Source organism: Nocardioides panaciterrulae (assembly GCF_013409645.1).
Taxonomy (GTDB): domain Bacteria; phylum Actinomycetota; class Actinomycetes; order Propionibacteriales; family Nocardioidaceae; genus Nocardioides; species Nocardioides panaciterrulae.
In genome coordinates this window covers 4,243,192-4,264,163 of the sequence record NZ_JACCBG010000001.1, presented here as the reverse complement: position 1 = coordinate 4,264,163, position 20,972 = coordinate 4,243,192, and the positions used below count along the sequence as shown (strand labels likewise).

Genomic DNA, 20,972 nt, shown 5'->3' with positions numbered 1-20,972 from the left:
GGGATCAGCCATGACCTCCGTGGCAGACCAGCTCATGGAGCGCCGCGCGGCGCTCGTCAAGGACATGCAGAACCTCGCCAGCGGCGCCGTGCAGGAGGGCCGCGACCTCTCGAGCGAGGAGCAGTCCAAGTTCGACGCGATGAACGCCGAGGTGGACGCCCTCGCCACGCGGGCGCAGTCGATCATCGACGGCGAGACCCGCGCGAAAGAGCTCGAGGACTCCTTCCGCAAGGTCACCGGCCGCGAGCCCGAGGAGCGCGGCAACGACGCCGAGTCCGAGTTCGCGAAGTGGGCCCGCGACGAGAGCCGCGGCGCCTACGACATCCCGGCCGTCCGGGGCCTCCTGACCCGGCTCACCGAGAGCCGCCGCGCCGAGGAGAGCCGCGACATGTCCGGCGCCGGCGGCCTGGGCAAGGCCGGCGTCTACGGCCAGCTGTGGGAGTACGCCCTGGCGGCCTCCGAGCTGCTGCAGGCCGGCGTGACGCTGTTCGACACCTCGGATGGCAACACCATCCCGATGCCGAAGGCGACCGCGCACGCCGACGTCGACGGCGCCGTCCTGAACCCGAACGACCCGGTCGTCGAGTCCGACTCCACCATCACCACGGTGGACCTCTCGGTCAGCAAGTACGGCTTCATCACCAACGTGCCGAACGAGCTGATCCAGGACGCCACGTTCGACCTCGAGGGCTACCTGGCCCGGAACGCCGGACGCCGCCTGGGCAACAAGGTCGCCGCCATCGCGGCCGCCGCTGCTGCCTCCGGGTTCACCACCGCCGGTGTGACCAGCCCGGCCGGTGTCCTGACCAACCTCGGTTCGCAGGACACCGCTGGCCAGGGCTCCGACCTGCTGATCGACCTGTTCCACTCGGTGCTCCCGGCCTACCGGACCGGCGCCATGTTCGGCATGAACGACCAGGCCGCGGCCGTGGTCCGCAAGCTGAAGACCTCGACCGGCGAGCCTGTGTGGCAGCCGGCCCTGGTCGCCGGCGACCCGGACATGGTTCTCGGCAAGCCGGTGAAGATCGTCCCCGAGTTCGACGGGTTCGCCGCCTCGAAGAAGCCCATCTTCTTCGGTGACTGGTCGGCGCTGTACGTCCGCATCGCGGGCGGCCTGCGCTTCGAGCGGTCCACCGACGCGGGCTTCGAGAACGACCAGACCAAGTTCCGCGGCATCGTCCGCACGGGCTCGGTCGCGATCGACCCCAACGCGGTCAAGCACCTCGCCACCCCGGCGGCGTGACCTGAGGTGACGGCCGCCCAGGGCTAGACCTTGGGCGGCCGTCCCCCGCCGACCACTGAGCGTCGAAGGAGAGAGCACATGAAGGTCCGCATCAAGGTCGCCCAGACGGGGCTCTACAACGGCGCCCCCTGGCCGGCAGTCGGCAAGACCATCGATCTGCCTGACCACGTCGCCAAGGGCATGATCTCCGCCGGCCACGTCGAGCAGGCGTCCGGCGGCAGCAAGGACGCCCCGAAGGTCGAGACCCGGCCGGCCCCAGGCGGGAACGTCGAGACCCGCGAGAAGACCGCCAAGAAGGCCACCCCGGCCAAGAAGGGCTGATCGCCAAGGACGCGCTGCCGTCCGTCGTCCTCGTCGACGGGCGGCAGCGCCAACCAACTTCGAAGGAAGGACCGGGCCATGGCTGTCGACGCCACCCAGTTGCGCGCCGAGCTCAACAACGTCCCGGCCGCGACGGTCAGCGATACGGTCCTCAGCAACTGCGTGAGCGTCGCCAATGAGCTGCTCAAGCAGTACGCCGGCGCCACCTACCTGACCGACCTGCCGACCGTGATTGCCGAGAAGGCTTGGCTCGCGGTCGCGGTCGAGCTGTTCAACCAGCGCCGTGCCCCGAACGGTGTGCTCACCCAGCAGTTCAGCACCCCTGACGGCGGCGCCTCTGTGCCGGTGCGGATCGGCGCCGACCCTCTGCGCCCCGCTTACGGCCTGCTGAGCCGCTGGATCACCGACATGGGGTTCGCGTGAGCGCCCTGGTCGCCAAGCGCACCGAGCTCAAGGACGCGCTGACCGCTGCCGGCTACTTCGCCTTCAGCACCGTCCCCGAGATCGCTCAGCCGCCGATGGTCTACGTGGCCCCGGCCGAGCCCTACATCTCGCTGGAGGGGGCGGCGTTCGGCGGGGTGATCGTGCACCACCAGATCGTGGTGGTCGCGGGCCCAGGCGTGAACGAGCAGCGCGCCGACGAGCTAGACGGCCTGGTCGAGGGCGTCCTGTTCGTCATCGCTGATCTGGTCGGCCTCTTCGAGGTCGGCCGGCCCGGCTCCATCGAGCTCAGTGGCCAGGCCTACATCGCCGTGGCCATCACCACCCAGACCGAGATCCAGCTGGAGGCATCATGACCGACACGACCGAGCGGGCCGAGAAGAAGCCCGCGCCGCGGACGCCGAAGGCCCGCCGGGTCGGGTCGCTGTGGGAGCTGAAGGTCAGCACCGACGCGCCTGTCGTGTTCGAGGTGTCCGGCCCGACCGGAACCCGCCGCGTCTCCGCCCGCCCAGTCGGGGCGGACCAGGTCGCCGTGTTCGTCCTGGACGCACCGGGCGACTTCACCGCCGTCGCGCACGTCGACGGCGCCGACAACGTGGGCGGCTTCGCCGTCACCGCCAAGTAGCACACCCACCTCAAGAAAGGCGCACGCCATGGCTGCCCTCGGAACCCGCTCCCTCACGCTCAAGCTCGCCGCGACGGACGTGACCGTCCAGGTGTCCAACTGCCGGATCACCTCCGGCGCGGGGGACTCCGACTTCACCAGCTTCGCCGACGCCGCCGCTGGCGGCTCCCGGGTCTACAAGCTGACCGGCACGGCCAGCCAGAACATGGAGACCGGCTCGATCTGGGACTACATCTGGAACCACGCCGGGGAGACGGTCGCGGCCATCATCGCCCCGAACGGCGGCGCGGCGGCGTCGGTGACCCAGCCGACGTTCACGGGCAACGTGATCATCACCGAGCCCGACGGCGACCTGCTCGGCGGCGAGGCCAACGCCTCGGCCACCGCGAAGTTCACGGTCGACTTCGAGTGGGAGTTCACCGCGAAGCCGACCATGGACACCGGCGTCTGATCGGTCGTCTGAGCCATGCCATCGGGCGGCGTCCGGGTCACGGGCCTCTCGGCCGTGGTCCGGGCGCTGCTCGAGATCGGTCTGGAGGTCAACGACCTCAAGGACGCCTTCTCCACCATCGCCGCCGAGGGCGCCCGCCTCGCGTCCAGTTACGCCCCGCACCGCTCGGGCACTCTCGCCGGCGATGTGCGAGGCAACAGAGCCCGGTCGTCGGCCCACGTGGCCGCCGGCCGGGCCTCGGTGCCCTACGCCGGCCCCATCAACTACGGGTGGGCCAAGCACCACATCGCCGCCAACGGGTTCATGCAGCGCGCCGACAAGGCGTGGCAGCCGTTCGCCCTGAAGCGGCTCGAACAGGAAATCAACGCACAGATCACGAGACGAGGACTCAGATGATCGAGAAGAGCACCATGGGCACCAGCGAAGTTCTGGAGTCGCTCACCGGCTACGACGAGCAGGAGATCGAGGCGCGCTTCGGCGCCATGCCCGACGTGCTGCTCACCACGAAGCCGTCCACCGGCCTGCGGGCCCTGGCCATGGTCGTGGTCGGCCGTGACCTCGATGCCCAGGAGATCAAGGACGCGAAGGGCAAGGCCTACCGGCACGTCATGGGGCTCACCCTCGCCCAGGTCAGCGACTTCTTCCCCGACGACGTTGAAGAGGTCGATCCGGACGAGCCGGAGACTCCGGCGGGGGAAGGCGACTCCTCCGCCGACTGAGGGCGGAGGACATGGGGTCCTGGTGCTATCTGACGCGCCAGCCCCCCGAGGTGTACATGGCGCTGTCTCGCCTCGAGCGGGATGCGTTCGTTCGGATGACCGAGAAGCTACGCGAGAAGGGCTGGTGAGCTGACATGGCCGGGCCCATCCGCATCGCGATCTTGGCCAACGGCCGGCAGGCCCGCGCCGAAGCCGCGCTCACCGCGCGCGCCTACGGCACCATGGGCAAGGGCGTCAGCCGGGCCAGCAAGGCTCTCGCCGGCGTCTTCGCGATCGGGGCCCTGGTCAAGGCTGGCGCGGCGGTCACGAAGACCGGCGGGGCCTACGTCACCACGCTGAACAAGATCCAGGCGCTCACCGGCTCGAGTAGTGCCGAGATGAAGCGCGCGGCAAGCACCCTCGAGAACAACGCCCAGCTCTACGCGAAGATGGGCCAGACGACCGGTGACGCTGCGTCCGGGGTCGTCGAGCTCGCGAAGTCCGGCCTGACCCTGAACAAGTCGCTGAAGGCCATCAACGCGACGATGATCCTCGCCAAGGCCGGCGAGCTCTCGGTGGCCGACGCCTCGACGTTCGTCTCGAACACCCTGAACACGTTCTCGCTGAAGGCCAGCCAGGCCGGGCACATCGCCAACAGCCTCGCGAACGCAGCGAACATCTCCTCGGCCGACGTCTCCGACCTGGCCGAGTCGTTCAAGTACGCCGCCCCGCTGGCTGCCCGGGCCGGCGTGGGCATGGACCAGCTCAACGCCCTGCTCGCCGAGCTCGCCAACCAGGGCATCAAGGGGTCCCAGGCGGGCACCGGCCTGCGGCAGATGTTCATCCGGCTGCAGGCGCCCACCACAGCCGCGAACATCACGCTGCAGCAGATGGGCGTCCACATCTTCGACGCCACCGGCAAGATGCGACCGTTCCGCGCGATCATCGGCGACCTCGCCCAGGGCATCGACAAGCTCAAGGGGCAGGACAAGGCCTACGCGCTGAAGAACCTGTTCGGCGTCAACGCCTCGACCGCTGCGTCGGTGATCCTGAAGGACGGCGTCAAGACCCTCGACGACTACACCCAGGGCGTCAAGAAGGCCGGGGCCGCGCAGAAGCTCGCGAACGCCCAGTCCAAGGGCTTCCTCGGCACCCTGCAGAGCCTCAAGGCGACCGGGGTCTCGGCCATCCAGTCGCTGTACCGGCAGTTCTCGCCGAAGCTGAACAAGCCGCTCTCGGAGGCTGCGGACTGGCTGGCGAAGAACCAGGACAACATGATCGCAGCTGGCGAGGCCGCGACGTCGAAGCTGGTGCCGGCGCTGAAGATTCTGGCCTCGATCGCCGGTTCGGCCGCAACTGCGCTGAAGGACACCGCGGTGCCGCTGGCCGAGGACCTCCTGCCAGCCGTGAAGACGCTGGCGGACCTCGCCATGTCCGCAGCGACGGCGGTCGACGCGCTGCCGCAGCCGATCAAGACCATCGGGGTCCAGGCCGCCATCGCGGCGCTGATCTTGCCCAGGCTCACCGGCGCGTTCACCTCGGCCACCGGTGCCGTGACCCTGAACATCGCGCGGATCCAGCAGTGGCGGGCCGAGATGACCTACGCCGAGACCCGGGCGCAGAACACCACGGCCCTCATGGGCCGCCTGGGGGCTGCCGCGCGCACCGCGGCCGGCGTCGGTGGCATGGTGGCTCTCATCCAGGGGGCCCACGCCAGCAACAAGGCCGTGGGGGCGCTGGAGACGACGCTGGGGGGCGCCGCGACCGGGTTCGCCGTGGGCGGTGTCGTCGGGGCTGGCCTCGGCGGCCTGGCCGGCCTGTTCGTCTCCATCGCTCGGAACAGCCGCAGCGCCGGGGACAAGGCCCGTGAGAGCTACGCGAAGATCGCGGCCATCAAGCCGATCGAGCAGGCCAAGAGCGGCCTGCAGTCGCTGAAGGACACCCTCGACCAGGTCACCGGGGCCTACACGGGGGCGACCCGGGCCGCGGTGCTGCAGAAGCTCCAGCAGTCCGGCCTGATCACCACCGCGGCGAAGTACGGGATCTCGTCGCGGCAGGTCGTGAACGCCGCACTCGGGCAGAAGAGCGCGATGGGGCAGCTCGGCGCCGTGGTCGGCGACTACAAGCGCAAGATCGCCGACCTGGACGCACAGCAGCGCGCGATCGCGACGAACCCGAACAACTTCGACCCCGCCGGCGGGCTCACCAAGTCGGCCACCGAGGCCGAGACGGCTCTGGAGAAGCAGAAGAAGGCGCTGCAGACCAACATTGCCGAGCTCAAGCAGATGCCCGGCGTGCTGCGGGGTCAGGCCCGCGAGGTGCGCGCCACGGCCGCGGCGACCGCCGACTACACGGGCAAGCTCAAGGCGATCCCGAAGAACGTGCGCGCCAAGATCGAGGCCGTGGGCATCATCCCCACCACGCGGGGTGTCGCGAAGATCGCCCAGCAGTACAACCTGCTCAGCAAGAAGAAGGTCCGGACCCTCATCCAGGCCTCGGGCGCCGACACCACGGTGAAGGCCGTCCAGCGCGTCACCCGGGCGGCCGACAATGCCCGGCGCTCTGCGGCCAGCAAGCTCGACATGGGGCCCTTCCTCAACAGCCTGAACGCCGGCATCACGAAGGGGTTGCACCAGGCGTCGTCCGGTAGCCAGGGGGTGCGGAAGAACCTCGAGAGCGGCCCCAAGAACGCCCGCGCGGACCTGAGCGGGTTCTCTGGCAGCCTGCAGTCTTCGGCCGCGCGCGCCGCGGGCGTCGCCCACAGCGGCGGTACCCAGATCGGTGGGGCGATGAAGGCCGGCGTCATCGCCGGGTTCTCCGGCACGGCTGCCCAGCTGGCCGCCCAGGCCGCCGCGGCGGTGGCTGGCGCGATCGGCGCGGCGAAGAAGGCCGGCGCCATCCGCTCGCCCTCGCGGAAGATGCGCGAGGTCGGTCAGTACCTCGGCGACGGTCTGGCCGACGGGCTCGCGCGGCGCAAGGGCAAGGCCAAGAACGCCGGTCAGCGGCTGGTGCACGAGGTGCTCAAGGGCGTCGACAAGGGCCTCTCGGGCGTGAAGTCGGCCCTGGACAAGATCGACCACCTGATCACGTCCCGGCTCGACGGGAAGAAGCAGGCCGGCCGCCGCAAGGCGCTGCTGCGCAGCCTGAAGGACGAGAAGGCGGCCCTGCTGGCCAACGGGCGGGCCCAGGACCACAACAGCAAGCTGCTCGACAAGGCCGTCGAGAAGTACAAGCAGCTCAAGCACGCCGCCGACGACTTCGCCAAGTCGATCCGCACGGGCTACCGGGACTACGGCAGCGTTGTGGGCCTCGGGACGGTCGGCGGGGGCACCGCGGTCACGCTGCCCGCCCTGCTCTCGCAGCTCGCGGCCCGGGCCAGTGTCGCCCAGCAGTTCTCGGCTGTGATCGAGAAGCTCAAGGGCAAGCTGAACAAGACGAGCCTGCGGCAGATCCTGAACACGGCGGCGTCCGGCGACCTCGAGGGTGCGCTGGCCACGGCCCAGGCGATCGCCTCAGGCGGGTCCAGCGCGGTCAAGCAGATCAACCAGCTGACCTCGAAGATCAGCAAGGCCGGCGGGAAGCTCGGCAGCGACATGCGCACCCAGTTCTACGGCGCCGGGCTGCGGGGCGCTGAGGGCGTCGTGAAGGGGCTGGAGAAGCGCCGGCACAAGCTCGACCAGATCGCCGACCGCCTGGCCGGGCGCCTGGTCAACCAGGTTCGCCGTGAACTGCACATCTCGGTGCAGAAGATCAGCCCCGCCCAGACGCACGCCGGCAACCGGTACTCCACGATCGGCCACGCTCCGGCAGCGAAGCAGGGTGACACCCACATCCACCTCGAGGTGAAGGTGCCCGTGGGCGCACGGGGCCCGGAGGTCGGCCGGGAGATCGCCCACTACCTCGACGACTACTTCAAGGCCGGCGGCCGGACCAAGGTTCGGTGGTCGAAGTGAGCGTGCGCGTCGACCAGCTGCTGCGCCTCGAGGTCGAGCGCGACCCCGACCCGGGCGAGCTGCTCAACCTGGTGCCCAACCCCTCGGGCGAGCTCGGCGCGTGGGGGTGGGTCACCCCGGTCGCCGGTTCACTGCTGCGCTCGGTGTCGGGCATGGGCCTGACGTACACCTCCCCGGGCGGGGCGGACAGCTACTTCTACACCGAGCCGATGCCGGTCGCCGCAGGCGGCTACGTCGCCGCGTCGTGGCAGGCGCCCTCGGTCGACGGCAAGTACACCGCGCAGATCGAGTGGCTCGACGTCTCCAAGACGCTCACTGGCTCGACGGCGCCGACCGCGCAGCTGCAGGGGTCGCTGACGTACCGGCAGATCGGGTCCACCGCGGTGCCGGCTGGCGCGGCGTACTGCCGGCTGCGCTTCGACCACTACGCCGCCGACGGCGGGCAGCCGATCGCCTCGACGTGGATGGCCGTTCTCGACGTGACGGTGACAGAGGCCGCCGCCTCCGACGGCCTGGTGTGGCAGCGCACCAACCTGATGCCGACCCCCACCGGGGCGCAGGGTGTCGGGGGCTGGAGCGCCCACGGCGGCGCCTCGGTGGGCACCTCGTCGTACCACCAGCTCGACGGCGAGGCCTCGCTGACGATCACCAAGACCGGCGACACGACCGGCCCCGCGCGGCTCGCCTCGGAGCTGATGCCGGTCACGGGTGGCCGGGACTACCTCCTCGCGGCGCGCAGCCGTCCGGGCGGGCACAGGCGCGACGTCACCCTCTCGGCGCGCTGGCTGAAGGCCAACGGCGACGAGATCGCCACGGTGGCGCTGCGGACCGTGACGGAGACGCCGGACGACTGGACGGCGCAGATCACCGCGCTGGCGACCGCACCCACCAACGCCACCCACGTGCGGCTGCGGGTGGAGTACGGCAACCTCGCGCCGGGAGAGGTGCACTACGTCAACCAGGTCCAGGTGGAGCCGTTCCGCGGGTTCGGCTTCACGTCGTTCTTCGACGGCGCCAGCACCCCGACCGCCGGGGAGACCTACGCGTGGGCGGGCACCCCATACGCCTCCGCCTCGATCGCGACCTCCGCGACCGGCGACGTCGGCACGCTGGTGCCGGTGCCGTACCAGAACATCCTCGGCCCGTCGGCGAACATCACCGTGGACCGCGAGGACCTCAACGTCGGCTCGATGAGCGTGCAGCTGTTCGACGCGATCCTCGACCCCACCCAGAACGACCTGATCCGGCAGGGCCGGCGCATCCGCCTGGTCACCGTCGACGGGGACGTGCTCTTCGCGGGGAAGGTGCTCACCGGGGCGGTGACCTACCACCTGCTCCAGGCCAACGAGCAGAAGCGGGCCGAGGTCAACCTGACCGCCGTCGACCCGATCAACACCCTGGCGGGCACGCCGCGCCTCGAGGGCGTCGCGACGATCGCCGAGCTGCCGTACCTGCTCGAGGGCGCGGGCGTGCCGTGGTCGTGCAACGGGTCCGGCGACCAGGTGGCGGCCGCGACGGTGGTGGCCTACAACGGGAACGCCTCGGTGCTCGACCAGGTGGCCGTCACCCGCGACACGGTGCTCGGCTTCGCGTGGGTGGACCGCAACGGCGTGCTGCAGGCATGGGACCGCGACCAGATCGACTCGACGGTGGCAGCGACGCTGGACGAGACGTCGTACAACACCGACCTCGACATCGCCTTCGACCTGGACAAGGTCATCAACTCCGTCACCGTCCGGGTGCTACGGGTGATCGCTACCAGCGGCTCGACCGAGGAGCTCGTGTTCGGGCCCTACGTCGACCAGGCGTCCTACCAGCAGTACGGCGAGCACGCCGCGGAGTACACGGTGCAGGGCTTCGACCCGGCCGACGCGGCGGGGATCCAGGCCTACGCCCAGCAGATCCTCGACGTCAACGCCACCCCGGCGCTGCGGGTGAACTCGATGGTGCTGCCGATCCGGGGCACCGACGACCTGGCGAAGGCGAAGCTGGACCTCTACGACCTGGTCGCGGTCTCGAACGACCGGGCCGGCCTGGCTGACGACTCGCGGATCACCACGATCACCCACACGATCACGCCGGGGAAGTGGCTGGTCACGCTCGGCTTCACCGTGGACGGCGCGGTCGCCTCGGCCAACGCGGTGCCGGCCCCGCCGCCGGGCGTGGGCGGGGTCAAGGACGACATCGACGGCACCCTCGACGGCGTCCAGGGCAACCTCGACCAGCTCAACAACGTCACGCTGCCGCAGGTGCAGTCCGACCTGTCGCAGGCCAAGACGGACATCTCGGGGCTGCAGGGGAAGTTCCCGATCACCTCGACGAGCATCAGCGACGGGGCGATCACCACGCCGAAGCTGGCCGCGAACTCGATCACGGGCGACAAGATCGTCGGCAACACCATCACGGGCAGCAAGATCGTGGGTCTGTCGATCACGGGCGACAAGATCGCGGGCAACTCGATCAGCGGCGACAAGATCGTCGGCAACAGCATCACGGCCGACAAGCTCGACGCCAACGCCATCAACGGCAAGACCATCACCGGCTCGACCCTTCAGACCGCGGCCTCCGGACAGCGCGTCACAGTCTCGACCTCTGGGGACATCAAGCTATACACCGGAGACGCCAGCGAGGTGTCGCCAGGCGGCCTGTACTCGCTGGTCACGGGCGGATGGCTGCAGACACGGCTGTTCTCTCCGCAGAGCTCGACTGGTGCGGCCTCATCGATCTGGCTGAACGGTGACCTGTCCACCAACGGCGATATCGAACTCCTCCCACGTGGAGGTAACGGCAACACCCTCAACTACGGCCAGATGCACTCCACCCAGGGCCTGTTCGACGACTCCGAAAACGGAGGCGGCAACGGCCGGGCGGCCAACTTCAACAACCTCGGCCGTCTCGTCCCCGCTTCTAGTTCGACACTCGAGGTGAAGGACAACGTCACCGCGCTGCCCGACGATGACGACCTGGCCCGCAAGTACCTGGAGCTGCAGGGCTACACGTTCACGATGAAGGGCGAGGCTGACGACCCGGCCAAGCGCACCTACGCCGGGTTCATCGTCGACTACGTCGAGGCCATGGGCGCGGAGATGGAGCCCTGGCTGCTGCGCGACCAGGACCACGTCGCCGGCGGGATCTCCTACGACCGCGTCCCAGCCCTTCAGCAGGTCATCCTGCGCTACCACGAGCGCCGCGCCGACGCCCTCCAGGCCGAGGTCGACGACCTGCGCACCCAGCTCGAGGCCCTCGCCCAGCGAGTCACCGCCCTCGAGCAGCCGGCTTCCTGACCGCCTTCCCGTCTCGACCACCCCTGATCGAAGGAGCCCACGTTGCCGGACCTCGACTACGCCAAGGTGATCGGCCGCTTCGGGCTCACCGTGGGCGACACCGGCGGCGACCCGGACGACAACCCGGACACCGTGTGGTGCACCGCCGGCCGCGTGCTGATCACCCCGCTGAACACCTTCGTGAAGGTCGCCGCCGGCTCCCCGGTGCCGTGGACCGGCGGGAACGCGGTCATCGAGTGCGCCATCGACGCCGACGGCTACCTCACGTACACCGCGCCGGCCGGCGGGGCCACGAACCCGTTCGTGTACGTCGTCGACCTGACCAGCACCAAGGTCAACCCCCAGGTCCCGGCCGGCGCCGCCACCCACCGGGTGACGTTCTCCGAGGTGTACGCGGGCACGACGCTGGTCGACTTCCCGGAGTTCACCTGCCGTCTCACCGCGGCCGGCGATGGCACCAGCGGAGCCGGGGTCAACGACCTGACGATCGTCGCGCCGATCAAGCCGGGCGAGGCCACGCCGATCACGCGGGGTGAGCAGGGCACCAGCGTCACGGCCGTCGCCATCCAGGGCGCCGACCTGGTCACCACGCTCAGCGACGGCACCACCGTCAACGCCGGCGAGCTGCCGGTCGGCCCGGGCGGCTCGGACGCCGGCGTGGCCACCTACATGGACGACCCGGCCTCGGACACGAGCACCACCACCGCGGCCAAGGCGAAGGATCCCGCCCACCCCCTGGGGGCCGCCCTTACTGCCACGATTGCCACGCAGACAGCCGACCACGCCAAGGCCCCCGACACCCTGTCCCTGCGCCGCCTGGAAGTGCTGGGCCGCGCCGACTCCATGAAGTCACTGGCGCTGTCCCGGCAGCGGTACGAGGACGCCGCCAGCCTCAACGAGACATGGGCATCGCTGGCGAACTGGGCCACCACCAGCACCGTGCAGGTCTCTGCCGGGAAGCTCTACTACCTGTCGGGAACTGCTGCCACCATGACCTACGACGGCCTCTCGCTGACCTCGGGTCGAGCCCGCCTCAAGACCACGCTCACGGTCCCCGCAGCCGGCGGCGCCGGGTCTGTCGTGATCGGCGTCGTCACCAGTGCCACCGGCTCGCCCGCCACCAGCGTCCTCTACGGAATCCAGATCAACAACGCCGACAACAGCGTCAAGGAGTGGCGGAAGTCATCGGGTGCTGTGGCTCTCGCCAACCCGACCAGCAACGCCTTGACCACGCTCGCAGCGGGGACCTATGCGGTTGTCGTCTCCGTCGACGAGAACGGCACGTCGGTGGCCCTCAGCGAACTCGACGGCAACAAGACGGCCCTCATGTTCAACGCGCGCACCGGGACTGCGCCCGCCCGGTTCGCCATCTACCAGGGCGACAACCGGGGCACTTCGGGCATCGGGGTCGGCGCCACGGTCATCCGGGCCGAGTCGGTGACGAGCAGCAACCGCGCGGTCGAGGGGGCCGCCCCGTCCGCCGAGTGGCGCTACGACGCCGCCGACGCCAGTCACCCCATCCACCTCACGCTCCCGGCGACCTACGACAGCCGCAAGCCGGTTCCGCTCGTGATCCACCACCACGGCGCCGACCAGAACGAGCTGGACATCTTCACCGACTCCGCCTCACCCTCGGTGTACGAGGCCCTGCTGGCCGCCGGGTACGCCGTCCTCTCGGTCAACGGCGGCGGCAACAACTGGGGCAACGACGCCGGCCAGGCGAAGATGCTCTCGGCGTACAAGTACGTCCGCGACCACTACGCCATCGGGCCGATCCTGCTGTGGGGCACCAGCATGGGCGGGATCGCCACCCTGAACGCCCTGATGCAGCGAGCCATCCCCGGCATCGCCGGGTGGCTCGGCACCTATCCGGTGTGCAACCTCGCCTCGATGTTCGCCAACAACGCGGGCACCTACGCCGGTCAGATCCGCACCGCCTACGGCATCGCCGCAGACGGCTCCGACTACGCCACCAAGACTGCTGGACACGACCCCGCCGCCGCGGCCGCTGCCGCGTTCCGGGGCGTGCCGATGCGGTTCTACGCCAGCCCGAGCGACACCACGGTCAGCAAGGCCGACAACAGCGACACCCTCGCCACCTTGGTCGCCGGCTACGCGCCCGAGGCCACCGTGGTCGCCTGCACCGGCAACCACGGCGACGCCAGCCACTTCCAGCCGAGCGACTACGTGGCCTTCTTCAACCGCTGCGTCGGCGCCTAACGACGCGGCAGTCCTCCCAGTGGGTACAACTCATCCGAGACCATTTCCTGCACCCGCCGCGCCAAGTCGGGCAGGGGCAAGGCGGTCGCCTCCGAACGGACAGCCTCCACGATGCCGAGGCCGACCGGGAGGTCGACGCCCATGCTCGTCGCGAGCGCCAGTAGAGCGATATCGGTCTGGTCGGCCATGCCGCACACCCTATGACACCGGCGCCCGACAGTGCGGCCTACTGCTCGGTATGCACGGCACCCAGCGGGCCTGACCGGGCCCTGACGAGCTCCTGACAACTCCAGACCGACTGCCACGAGGAGGCCGCCGTGAACCCGACGACCAGCCGAAGGGATCGAGTGTGTGAGTGAAGCAATCTGGGTGGCGCTGATCGCGACCATCGTCAGCCCGCTCGTGCTGCTGCTGCTCAACCGGGCGTTCGGCCACCGTCGGGACGAGGTCGAGACCGAGGCGTCGGTCTCCGCCCAATGGCAGGCGTGGTCCGAGGAGCAGGGGAAGCGCATCGAGAAGCTCGAAGCTCGCGTCACCGACCTCGAGCAGGCGCTGATCGAGGAGCGCCGCACGAACGCCTCGCTGCAGGAGCAGAACCGGCGGCAGGCGTCGATGCTGACCTCGCTGATCCGCTGGGCGATCTTGCTGCGCGACGAGGTGATCCGCCTGGGCGGCGACGTGCCGCCCGCCCCGATCGAGGTCGAGTCCGCACTGACGACGCTCGACCCCTGACATCCGTCTTCGTCTAGCCCTCGGCCGCCTGGTCGCGGGTCCACTGTCGCGCCCCCCAGGAGGCCCCCGTGCCCGACTTCACCGTCCACCGCTACGGCACCGACACCAGCGGCCGGGGCATCTACCTCACCGCCTACATGCACGACTGGTGGCAAGCCGTCGTCGCCGACCTCGGCTTCGAGCCCACGATCGTCCAGGGCGCCTTCATGACCCGCAACGGCGGCGGCGCCGCGGCCTCGGCCGGCTACCACGACCAGGGCGGCTGCATGGACGTCCGCATCTGGGACCTCACCGGCTCCCAGGTCGACAAGCTCGTCCGCACCATCCGCGAACACGGCGGCGGCGCATGGCGGCGCGACAAGACCCCGCAGCACGGCGGCATGGACCCCCACTGCCACATCACCCTCGGCACCGACCAGCCGCTCTCGGCCGGCGCCGCGGCCTCGTGGCGCTCCTACCTCGCCGGCTGCAACGGCCTGGCGAACAACGCCCCCGACTACGAGTGGCGACCCCGCCCGCTCGTCACCACCCCACCACCCCAGCTGGAGGACGACATGCCCGCATACCGTGACTGGAAGCCGGAGGACAAGCAGGCCATGGTCCAGGACCTGCTCGACGCCGACATGAACCTGCACGACCCGAAGGGCTCGCCCGACTTCGTCGGCGAGACCGTCCGCTCGGTGCTCAAGAAGATCGCTCAGGTCACCGGCGCCGTGGGCGGCCCGGGAAAATGACCCGCCCCGGCCGGCGCGGGACCTTCCGGCTCGCGCACACCAACATCGAGTCCCCGGACCCGGCCCGCCTGAACGCCGAGACGATCACTGATGCTCTCGCGCGCGGCGACGTCGTGACGTTCAACGAGGCCAAGGAGAAGACCTCCCACGAGGTCCTCCGCTCGGCCGAGGGCTTCTCCTGCCACATCGCTGGTGAGAACGCCATCTCCTGGCTCGTGGAGAGGTTCCGCGAGAAGGCGGTCGGGCGGCACGTGGTGATGCGCGGAGGCCACGTCGGCGCCGGGCTGCGACGGACCGACCGCCGCCGCGTCGGGCCCAGCCGCGAGCTGGCGTGGGCGCTGCTCGAGGACCTCCACACGGATGGCCTCCTCATCGCGGCCACCCACCACGCGGTGGCGAAGGCCGACACCACCGCGAAGTGGCGGCGCCGGCGCCGGGCCCGCGGGTTCCACGCCGTCGCCAAGGAGCTGCGCCGCATCCTCGCCCAGCACCCCGGGGCCGCGCTGGCGCTGACCGGCGACATGAACACCATCGGCCGGATCGTCTTCCGCGTCCACGGACTGCGCGAGGTGAAGACGCCGGCAACCTACGGCCGCCGCCGCTACGACCGGCTCTTCGTCCTCCGCTGCAAGGCGAGGCACGTCCGCGCGTTCCGTACCCACGCCGACCACCTCGGCCTATCGGCCGACATCACCCCCGAGGAGAACTGATGAACCCCCTGACCAACCTGCTCCAGTCCCTGCCCGCCCGAGTACGGCTGGCCATCTACGCCGCCGCCTTCCTCGCGACCCTCATCTGGGCCGCCTGGCAGGCCGCGGACGGCGACTGGGCCACCTTCATCGGCGCGCTCATCGGGGCCCTGGTCTCCGCACTCGCGGGCAGCAACGTGCCGAAGCGGCCCCGGAGCTGACCGTGTTCGAGCGGCTCGCGATCCTCGTGCTCGGCATGGGCATCGGCGCTTGGTGCACGCCGCCGGCCAGCGAGATCGTCGTGCGTCTGATCATGGGCAGGGCCGCGCTCCACCCCGACCGCTGACCGAAGCCTTCACCCGGCCCACTGAAGGCCGCGGCCTGAACCGCCCCCGTCACCCTCGCGCAGGGTGGCGGGGGCTTTCGGCATGCCGGTGGCAGGCTGGCCCGATGGCCAAGCAGCGCATCGTCTACGCCCCGATCGACCGGCCCGACGTCGAGGTGCTCGTCGACGACGCCTGGTGCCCAGGCGAGCTGCGCGCCTGGACCCAGCACGACGACGACACCTGGACCGCTGACGTGCAGTACCGGCCGCCGGGGGAGCGGTCCTCGTTCATCGCCACCTTCACCGCGGCGGACGTGCGCGCGGACACCGTCGACCGCTCCCACGGCCGTGGTGTCGGCGAGCAGTGACAGGCTCGTCGGCATGGCTGACCTGACCGACCGTGAACACGCGATCCTCGACTTCGAGCGCGCCTGGTGGAAGTACGCCGGCGCGAAGAACGCCCGGATCCTCGACGTCTTCGGTGTCTCGCCCACGCGCTACTACCAGGAGCTGAACGCGCTGCTGGACCGGCCGGCCGCGCTCGCCCACGACGCGGTGCTCGTGCGGCGGCTGCAGCGGGTGCGCGACGGGAGGCGTCGGCAGCGGGCGGCGCGACCCGCCTAGTCGGCCGCCTTGATGACCATGTCCAGCCCCGTTGTCCGGATGGAACGACCACTCCGCCGTGTAGTGCCGGTCGCGCGGGCGGACCGGAGACGCACAAACACCACCGGGGCGTGTGCACGAGATACACACAGAGACACAAAGCAAGGGTCTACAATCAGCAGAGACAAACGAGAACGCGCAGGTCAGAGGCCGTTTTCGCTGGTCAAGGGCCAAGCCCGAAGGGGGTTCAACTCCCCCCTCGCGCACACGAAGCACTTCGGCCCCTGGCCTGCGGAAACGCAGACCGGGGGCCGAAGTGCATTTCGCCTAAATGCACTCCCGTACACACCGCCCCCTGTCGGTGCCCGCGACTAGCGTCCGGCCACGACGACAGGAGACACCGATGCGCAAGGTCGAGACCCTCACCAACAGCGACGGAACGACCACCTACCGGGTCCGGTTCCGGCACGGCACCAGCCCGAAGACCGGGAAGCCGCTGCAGACCTCCGAGTCGTTCACGAAGAAGAGCGACGCAGAGACCTTCTCGAAGTGGCTCGACGCGCTCGGCCCGCAAGGCGCGCTCGACAAGCTCTACGAGGGCGAGCAGGAGAAGGGCATCCCGACGCTGGACGAGATCGCCGCCGACCACATCCGGCTGCTCACCGGCATCGAGGAAGGAACCCGCCTCGGCTACGAGCGCCTCTGGTCCCGGAGCTGGGGCCACCTGATCGGCACTACGCGCGCCGACCAGCTCACCGCCGACGTCGTCCGCCAGGCCGTGAACGACCTCGCCGCCGGCAAGGGCGCGACCGGCGAGGCCTACTCGACGAAGAGCCTCGAGAACCAGCGCGGCCTGCTCTCGGCCGTCGTCACCCGCTGCATCGAGCTCGGCCACCTCAACCGCAACCCGGCCAAGGGCGTCCGCCTGCCGGAGGGCCGGCGCGTCGCCGTCGACTCCGAGGACGACGAAGACGACGCCGAGATGGTCTGCATGACCCACGCGGAGTGGGACGCGCTCTACGACACCTTCCACCCGCACTACCGCCCCTTCCTCCGCTTCCTGGTCGGGACCGGCTGCCGCTGGGGCGAGGCCGTCGTCCTCCGCCGCGGCGACGTCGACCTCGGCGCACGCACCGTGAAGATCCGCCGCGCACTCAAGTGGTCCAGCGACGGCCAGCGCGTCATCGGGCCGCCCAAGACGAAGAAGGGCCGCCGCACCGTCGTACTACCGGCCGAGGTCGTCGAGGACCTCCGGCCGCTGCTCGACGGCAAGGCCGGCCGCGACCTCGTCTTCACCGCGCCCCGCGGCGGGATGATCGTCCACCGCACCTTCTGGTCGAAGAACTGGCGCCCCGCGCTCTGGCGCGCCCAGCACTGCCCGACCCACACCCCGGCGGCCTGCCGGTGCGGGACCGGCGAGCCGCAGCGGTGCAAGCTCCACAAGACCCCGCCGGCGCCGTGCGGGTGCACGGGCACGCTCGCCCAGGCCCCACGGATCCACGACCTCCGCCACACCCACGCGTCCTGGCTGCTCGCCGCCGGCACGCCGATCCACGTCGTCCAGGCCCGCCTTGGCCACGAGTCGATCCAGACGACCGTCGACACCTACTCGCACCTGCTCCCCGACGCCCAGCTGCTCGCCGCGGACGCTGCGTCCCAGGCGTTCGCCGGCCGGACCTCGACCGGTTCATGGCTCCCGCGGGTCCAGTCACTACCCGATGACGCGCTGCGCCAGCTCGCGGCCGCGCTTGCCGACGAGGCCGAGCACCGTGGTCTGCAGCTCGGGCCAGCGGCCATCGACGCTGCCTGATCGGTTCTCCACAGGCCACGCCGGCCTGCGCGCTGCCGGGGGAGCCCGACCGTAAGGTTCTGGCCGTGACCGCTACCACTGGACGCCGGCTGCTCCGCGTCTACATCGACGAGACCGGCGATCGGGGAGTTGGCCCGAAGGCCTCCCCGTTCTTCGCCTTCTCTGCCGTGCTGGTGGCGGACGAGGACGAGGCCCACCTGATGCAGGCCGTCCGCGATCTACGCCAGGACTTCGGCATCCCCGCAGGCAAGGCGCTCCACTGGAACGAGCACGTGAAGACCTTCCCGCGCCGACAGCGCGTCGCGTCCCTCCTCGGCGCGCTGACGCCTGCGATGGTGGTGCACGTCGCCGTCGAGAAGGCCGGGATCCCGCAGCAGGCCGGAATGAGGAACGATCACGCCCTCTTCTACAACTTCGCTGCCGGCATGGTGATGGAGCGGGTACTGCTTGCCGCCCGGGACTGGCCCGGAGGAACCCGCGATGCGCTCGTCCGCTTCGGCCACGTTCGCGGCTTCAAACACGACACCACGGCGGACTACATCGACCACCGCCGTCGTAGCAACAACCCGCACTGGGTGCCGTGGCACCTGATGCACAGCCTGCACTTCGACGGCCAGGCGAACTACCTCGGGCTCCAAGCCGCAGACCAGTACGCCGGCATGCTCGCGCTGGCCTTCCGACCGGACGAGTTCGGCGGCTTCGAGGAGCACCACTTCCTACGCACGGCGCACCAGATCCGCGCGGTCAACGGACGGCGCGTGAACTACGGCTTCAAGTGGCTCGGAAGGCCGGCGACCCTGGCCGCCATCCCGTGGTGGCGCCAGGCGGCGTGGAGATGAGGAAGCGACTGCTCGAGGGGCCCGGGGGCGCTGCATCCGGTCGAACCGGAAGGGTCTGGCAGCAGACCAAGCGCATCCCCGCGACCTCTCCAACAGCCGCTATATCCCGAATCTAGCGCGGTCCTGTTCGGGCGTACACATCCTCGGCGTGTTCAGCGCGCCGCGGCTTCTCAGAAATCCCGCCGGTCACGGGGCACTCACTCCGCCTGCGCCAGCCGGCGCTCGAGGTAGTGCAGCTCGCTGGGGTGCAGGTGCCGCAGCCGCTTGCGCAGGACGTATAGGTCCACGCCGAGCTCCTCGGCGGCCTCCATTGGTGTGTGCGCCCAGGCCAGGGCCTCACCGACCTGCCAGATGTCCGGGAGCATCTCGCGCGCCGTCTGGCGCCGGACGGTCTCTTCCTCCTTCGCCTTCAACCCGAACGGCTGGGGGCCGTTGTCCAGGTGGAGAAGCTCGTGCAGAAGCGTGCATCGGCGCTCCTCCCAGGTGAGGCCAAGTCGAAGGCTCACGGTCTGGGTGCCGTGGTCGACCTGGCCCATCTTGCCGCCCTCATGCCACTGGAGCGTGACGTGCGCAAGCTCTCGGAGCTGGCGCCAGGGGTGGGGAAGTGGCACGGGCGGGACCATAGGTGCCAGCTCCGACAGAGCTGCGGTCACTCGTCCCCCATGCGGGGTTTCTCGCGGTCTTCGTCGCGGGCGGCCTGGTCGGCTTCGTCGAAGGAGAACATCGGGCGCCGGGCGCGAATCGGGGTCGGCTCGGCGCTGGCATCACCCTGCAGCGCGTCGGCCACCAACTCCACAATCGCCGGCATTAGCCGGGCGCGCTCGTCTGTCGCCAGCCGCTGGAGCAGGGGCCCCAGCATGGCGACGAAGTTGCGGACGTCTGGGTCGAGCTCGAGCGACTGGGTCAGCCCGAGCGCCGTGAGGATCCGCTTGAGCACGTCGGTCTGCGCCGTCGTGTCTCCGCGCTCGATCGATCCGATCGTTCGGCGGGTCGTGCCCGCCATCTGCGCGAGCTCTTCCTGATCGATCTTCTGCGCCTTGCGCGCCTCACGGATGAGCGGGCCCCAGGCCCGCCTCTCATGTGCATCCATAGTGTCAAGCGTGCCTGATTCTTTCCCATTTGTGAAGTATCTGGGAAAGAATCGCCCAGGTTAGGCATGACCACCCTTGCCCCGATGGGAAGAAAAGATTAGGTTTCTTCCCATGACGGAAAGCATCAGCACCGGAGGGGTCGGCCCCGCTTTGCGCGCCCTTCGGCTCGCCGCCGACATGACGCTCGAGCAGGTTGCCGAGGCGGCCGGCGTTAGCCCCTCCTACCTCTCACGCGCCGAGAACAACCGGGTCACCCCGACCGCCGGCTGGGTCCAGCTCGTCGCGGTCGCGATCGGCGATCGGCTCGCGAGCGCGGCATGACCGACGCGAAGGTCTTCACTGTCTACGAGGTCGCCGAGGAGTTCCGCTGCGGACGCCAGAAGGTGGCCGACGTAGCCCGCGAACACGGCATCGGCGCCCAGCTCGGCGGCCGCGCCGGCTGGCGGTTCACCGAGGCCGACAAGCGTGCGCTCTGGGAAGCGATGAAGCCCAAGGAGAAGGCGCCCGTATCGCGGCGCCGGCGACGGAGGTCTGCCGCATGATCGCACCACCGGGTACTGCCCACGTTGCGGAGCCGCTGCCGGGCTATCAGGCAGGTGGGAGAACCGCCCCCACATCGAAGCGAGACGCGTTCCGCATCCTCCGTGCAGAGCTCGGCGTCACGGGTGCCCAGGCACACGCGCTGTACGTCGCCTACGAGCGCGACGTCGCCGACGCCATGCGGATCGGCAACGACACCGGCCGGTCGGACTTGACGTTCATCGACTGGCTGATGCGCCAGGCGCCCTCCCAGCGGCCCAGGTCGCGACGCCGCTGGCGCGTCGGTGAGGGCGGCGGATGGGCGGTGACGTCGTGAGCCATCGAGGCAGCAGCCCGCGCCCAGCGAGCATGGGTCGGCGCCGGATCGAGACCA

At 70.0% G+C, this 20,972-nt stretch carries 26 protein-coding genes; 23 read left to right on the top strand and 3 right to left on the bottom strand.

Features of this window, described 5'->3' with window-relative positions:
• Nucleotides 1–10 precede the first annotated feature (10 nt).
• From BJZ21_RS20495 to BJZ21_RS20445, 11 genes are all read left to right on the top strand, one after another.
• Nucleotides 11–1,243 carry a phage major capsid protein gene (locus BJZ21_RS20495; protein WP_179665396.1) on the top strand — a complete coding sequence of 411 codons (1,233 nt, stop codon included), beginning with the start codon at nucleotides 11–13 and terminating at the stop codon, nucleotides 1,241–1,243.
• A 78-nt stretch (nucleotides 1,244–1,321) separates the two neighbouring features.
• A complete protein-coding gene (locus tag BJZ21_RS20490; protein ID WP_179665395.1) occupies nucleotides 1,322–1,564 on the top strand; it encodes a hypothetical protein in 243 nt (80 codons plus the stop codon).
• Nucleotides 1,565–1,642: 78 nt separating this feature from the next.
• On the top strand, nucleotides 1,643–1,987 hold the full coding sequence (locus BJZ21_RS20485; protein ID WP_179665394.1) for a hypothetical protein: 345 nt from the start codon (nucleotides 1,643–1,645) through the stop codon (nucleotides 1,985–1,987).
• Nucleotides 1,984–2,361: a hypothetical protein gene (locus BJZ21_RS20480; RefSeq protein WP_179665393.1), complete on the top strand. Its 378-nt coding sequence runs from the start codon at nucleotides 1,984–1,986 to the stop codon at nucleotides 2,359–2,361. Before BJZ21_RS20485 ends, BJZ21_RS20480 begins: the two co-directional genes overlap by 4 nt.
• Complete coding sequence (locus tag BJZ21_RS20475) at nucleotides 2,358–2,630, top strand: hypothetical protein (protein ID WP_179665392.1); 273 nt, start codon at nucleotides 2,358–2,360, stop codon at nucleotides 2,628–2,630. The genes BJZ21_RS20480 and BJZ21_RS20475 overlap by 4 nt, the downstream gene beginning before the upstream one ends.
• A 28-nt stretch (nucleotides 2,631–2,658) precedes the next feature.
• Nucleotides 2,659–3,081: a hypothetical protein gene (locus tag BJZ21_RS20470; RefSeq protein ID WP_179665391.1), complete on the top strand. Its 423-nt coding sequence runs from the start codon at nucleotides 2,659–2,661 to the stop codon at nucleotides 3,079–3,081.
• A gap of 54 nt (nucleotides 3,082–3,135) precedes the next feature.
• Entirely contained in the window at nucleotides 3,136–3,477 is a 342-nt protein-coding gene (locus tag BJZ21_RS20465; protein ID WP_179665390.1) for a hypothetical protein, read from the top strand.
• Nucleotides 3,474–3,800, top strand: coding sequence for a hypothetical protein (locus tag BJZ21_RS20460; protein ID WP_179665389.1), 327 nt, complete (start codon nucleotides 3,474–3,476; stop codon nucleotides 3,798–3,800). Before BJZ21_RS20465 ends, BJZ21_RS20460 begins: the two co-directional genes overlap by 4 nt.
• 134 nt (nucleotides 3,801–3,934) lie before the next feature.
• Nucleotides 3,935–7,732 (top strand): phage tail tape measure protein, encoded by a 3,798-nt coding sequence (locus tag BJZ21_RS20455; RefSeq protein ID WP_179665388.1) that lies wholly within the window; start codon nucleotides 3,935–3,937, stop codon nucleotides 7,730–7,732.
• Nucleotides 7,729–11,016, top strand: a complete 3,288-nt coding sequence (locus BJZ21_RS20450) for a tail fiber domain-containing protein (RefSeq protein ID WP_179665387.1) — start codon at nucleotides 7,729–7,731, stop codon at nucleotides 11,014–11,016. The genes BJZ21_RS20455 and BJZ21_RS20450 overlap by 4 nt, the downstream gene beginning before the upstream one ends.
• Nucleotides 11,017–11,058: 42 nt before the next feature.
• The gene (locus BJZ21_RS20445) at nucleotides 11,059–13,236 is read left to right on the top strand and encodes an alpha/beta hydrolase family protein (protein WP_179665386.1); all 2,178 of its coding nucleotides are present in this window, start codon (nucleotides 11,059–11,061) and stop codon (nucleotides 13,234–13,236) included.
• Here BJZ21_RS20445 and BJZ21_RS20440 read toward each other — a convergent pair.
• Complete coding sequence (locus BJZ21_RS20440) at nucleotides 13,233–13,424, bottom strand: hypothetical protein (RefSeq protein ID WP_179665385.1); 192 nt, start codon at nucleotides 13,422–13,424, stop codon at nucleotides 13,233–13,235. The genes BJZ21_RS20445 and BJZ21_RS20440 overlap by 4 nt on opposite strands.
• Nucleotides 13,425–13,587: 163 nt before the next feature.
• Between BJZ21_RS20440 and BJZ21_RS20435 the strand changes: the two genes are divergently transcribed.
• The 9 genes from BJZ21_RS20435 (at nucleotide 13,588) to BJZ21_RS20400 (ending at nucleotide 18,968) form a co-directional block, all read left to right on the top strand.
• A complete protein-coding gene (locus BJZ21_RS20435) occupies nucleotides 13,588–13,968 on the top strand; it encodes a hypothetical protein (protein ID WP_179665384.1) in 381 nt (126 codons plus the stop codon).
• A gap of 68 nt (nucleotides 13,969–14,036) precedes the next feature.
• Nucleotides 14,037–14,702: a hypothetical protein gene (locus tag BJZ21_RS20430; protein WP_179665383.1), complete on the top strand. Its 666-nt coding sequence runs from the start codon at nucleotides 14,037–14,039 to the stop codon at nucleotides 14,700–14,702.
• The gene (locus tag BJZ21_RS20425; RefSeq protein WP_179665382.1) at nucleotides 14,699–15,412 is read left to right on the top strand and encodes a hypothetical protein; all 714 of its coding nucleotides are present in this window, start codon (nucleotides 14,699–14,701) and stop codon (nucleotides 15,410–15,412) included. The genes BJZ21_RS20430 and BJZ21_RS20425 overlap by 4 nt, the downstream gene beginning before the upstream one ends.
• Nucleotides 15,412–15,612, top strand: a complete 201-nt coding sequence (locus BJZ21_RS20420; RefSeq protein ID WP_179665381.1) for a hypothetical protein — start codon at nucleotides 15,412–15,414, stop codon at nucleotides 15,610–15,612. The genes BJZ21_RS20425 and BJZ21_RS20420 overlap by 1 nt, the downstream gene beginning before the upstream one ends.
• A gap of 2 nt (nucleotides 15,613–15,614) precedes the next feature.
• Entirely contained in the window at nucleotides 15,615–15,737 is a 123-nt protein-coding gene (locus BJZ21_RS21610; RefSeq protein ID WP_281380853.1) for a hypothetical protein, read from the top strand.
• 104 nt (nucleotides 15,738–15,841) lie between these two features.
• Nucleotides 15,842–16,084, top strand: a complete 243-nt coding sequence (locus BJZ21_RS20415; RefSeq protein WP_179665380.1) for a hypothetical protein — start codon at nucleotides 15,842–15,844, stop codon at nucleotides 16,082–16,084.
• Between the two features lie 13 nt (nucleotides 16,085–16,097).
• A complete protein-coding gene (locus BJZ21_RS20410; RefSeq protein ID WP_179665379.1) occupies nucleotides 16,098–16,340 on the top strand; it encodes a DUF3263 domain-containing protein in 243 nt (80 codons plus the stop codon).
• Nucleotides 16,341–16,722: 382 nt separating this feature from the next.
• Nucleotides 16,723–18,129 (top strand): tyrosine-type recombinase/integrase, encoded by a 1,407-nt coding sequence (locus tag BJZ21_RS20405; RefSeq protein WP_179661906.1) that lies wholly within the window; start codon nucleotides 16,723–16,725, stop codon nucleotides 18,127–18,129.
• Between the two features lie 65 nt (nucleotides 18,130–18,194).
• On the top strand, nucleotides 18,195–18,968 hold the full coding sequence (locus BJZ21_RS20400) for a DUF3800 domain-containing protein (protein ID WP_179661905.1): 774 nt from the start codon (nucleotides 18,195–18,197) through the stop codon (nucleotides 18,966–18,968).
• Nucleotides 18,969–19,165: 197 nt separating this feature from the next.
• Here the strand turns inward: BJZ21_RS20400 and BJZ21_RS20395 are convergent, their stop codons facing one another.
• Both BJZ21_RS20395 and BJZ21_RS20390 read right to left on the bottom strand, forming a co-directional pair.
• On the bottom strand, nucleotides 19,166–19,579 hold the full coding sequence (locus BJZ21_RS20395) for a hypothetical protein (RefSeq protein ID WP_179661904.1): 414 nt from the start codon (nucleotides 19,577–19,579) through the stop codon (nucleotides 19,166–19,168).
• Nucleotides 19,580–19,617: 38 nt separating this feature from the next.
• Nucleotides 19,618–20,058 carry a helix-turn-helix domain-containing protein gene (locus BJZ21_RS20390; protein WP_179661903.1) on the bottom strand — a complete coding sequence of 147 codons (441 nt, stop codon included), beginning with the start codon at nucleotides 20,056–20,058 and terminating at the stop codon, nucleotides 19,618–19,620.
• Between the two features lie 112 nt (nucleotides 20,059–20,170).
• Between BJZ21_RS20390 and BJZ21_RS20385 the strand changes: the two genes are divergently transcribed.
• Genes BJZ21_RS20385 through BJZ21_RS20375 form a run of 3 tightly spaced genes read left to right on the top strand, consistent with a single transcriptional unit; the run spans nucleotide 20,171 to nucleotide 20,915 of the window.
• Nucleotides 20,171–20,380 (top strand): helix-turn-helix domain-containing protein, encoded by a 210-nt coding sequence (locus BJZ21_RS20385; protein WP_179661902.1) that lies wholly within the window; start codon nucleotides 20,171–20,173, stop codon nucleotides 20,378–20,380.
• The gene (locus BJZ21_RS20380; RefSeq protein WP_179661901.1) at nucleotides 20,377–20,601 is read left to right on the top strand and encodes a hypothetical protein; all 225 of its coding nucleotides are present in this window, start codon (nucleotides 20,377–20,379) and stop codon (nucleotides 20,599–20,601) included. The genes BJZ21_RS20385 and BJZ21_RS20380 overlap by 4 nt, the downstream gene beginning before the upstream one ends.
• Nucleotides 20,598–20,915, top strand: a complete 318-nt coding sequence (locus tag BJZ21_RS20375; RefSeq protein WP_179661900.1) for a hypothetical protein — start codon at nucleotides 20,598–20,600, stop codon at nucleotides 20,913–20,915. Before BJZ21_RS20380 ends, BJZ21_RS20375 begins: the two co-directional genes overlap by 4 nt.
• Nucleotides 20,916–20,972: the final 57 nt, after the last annotated feature.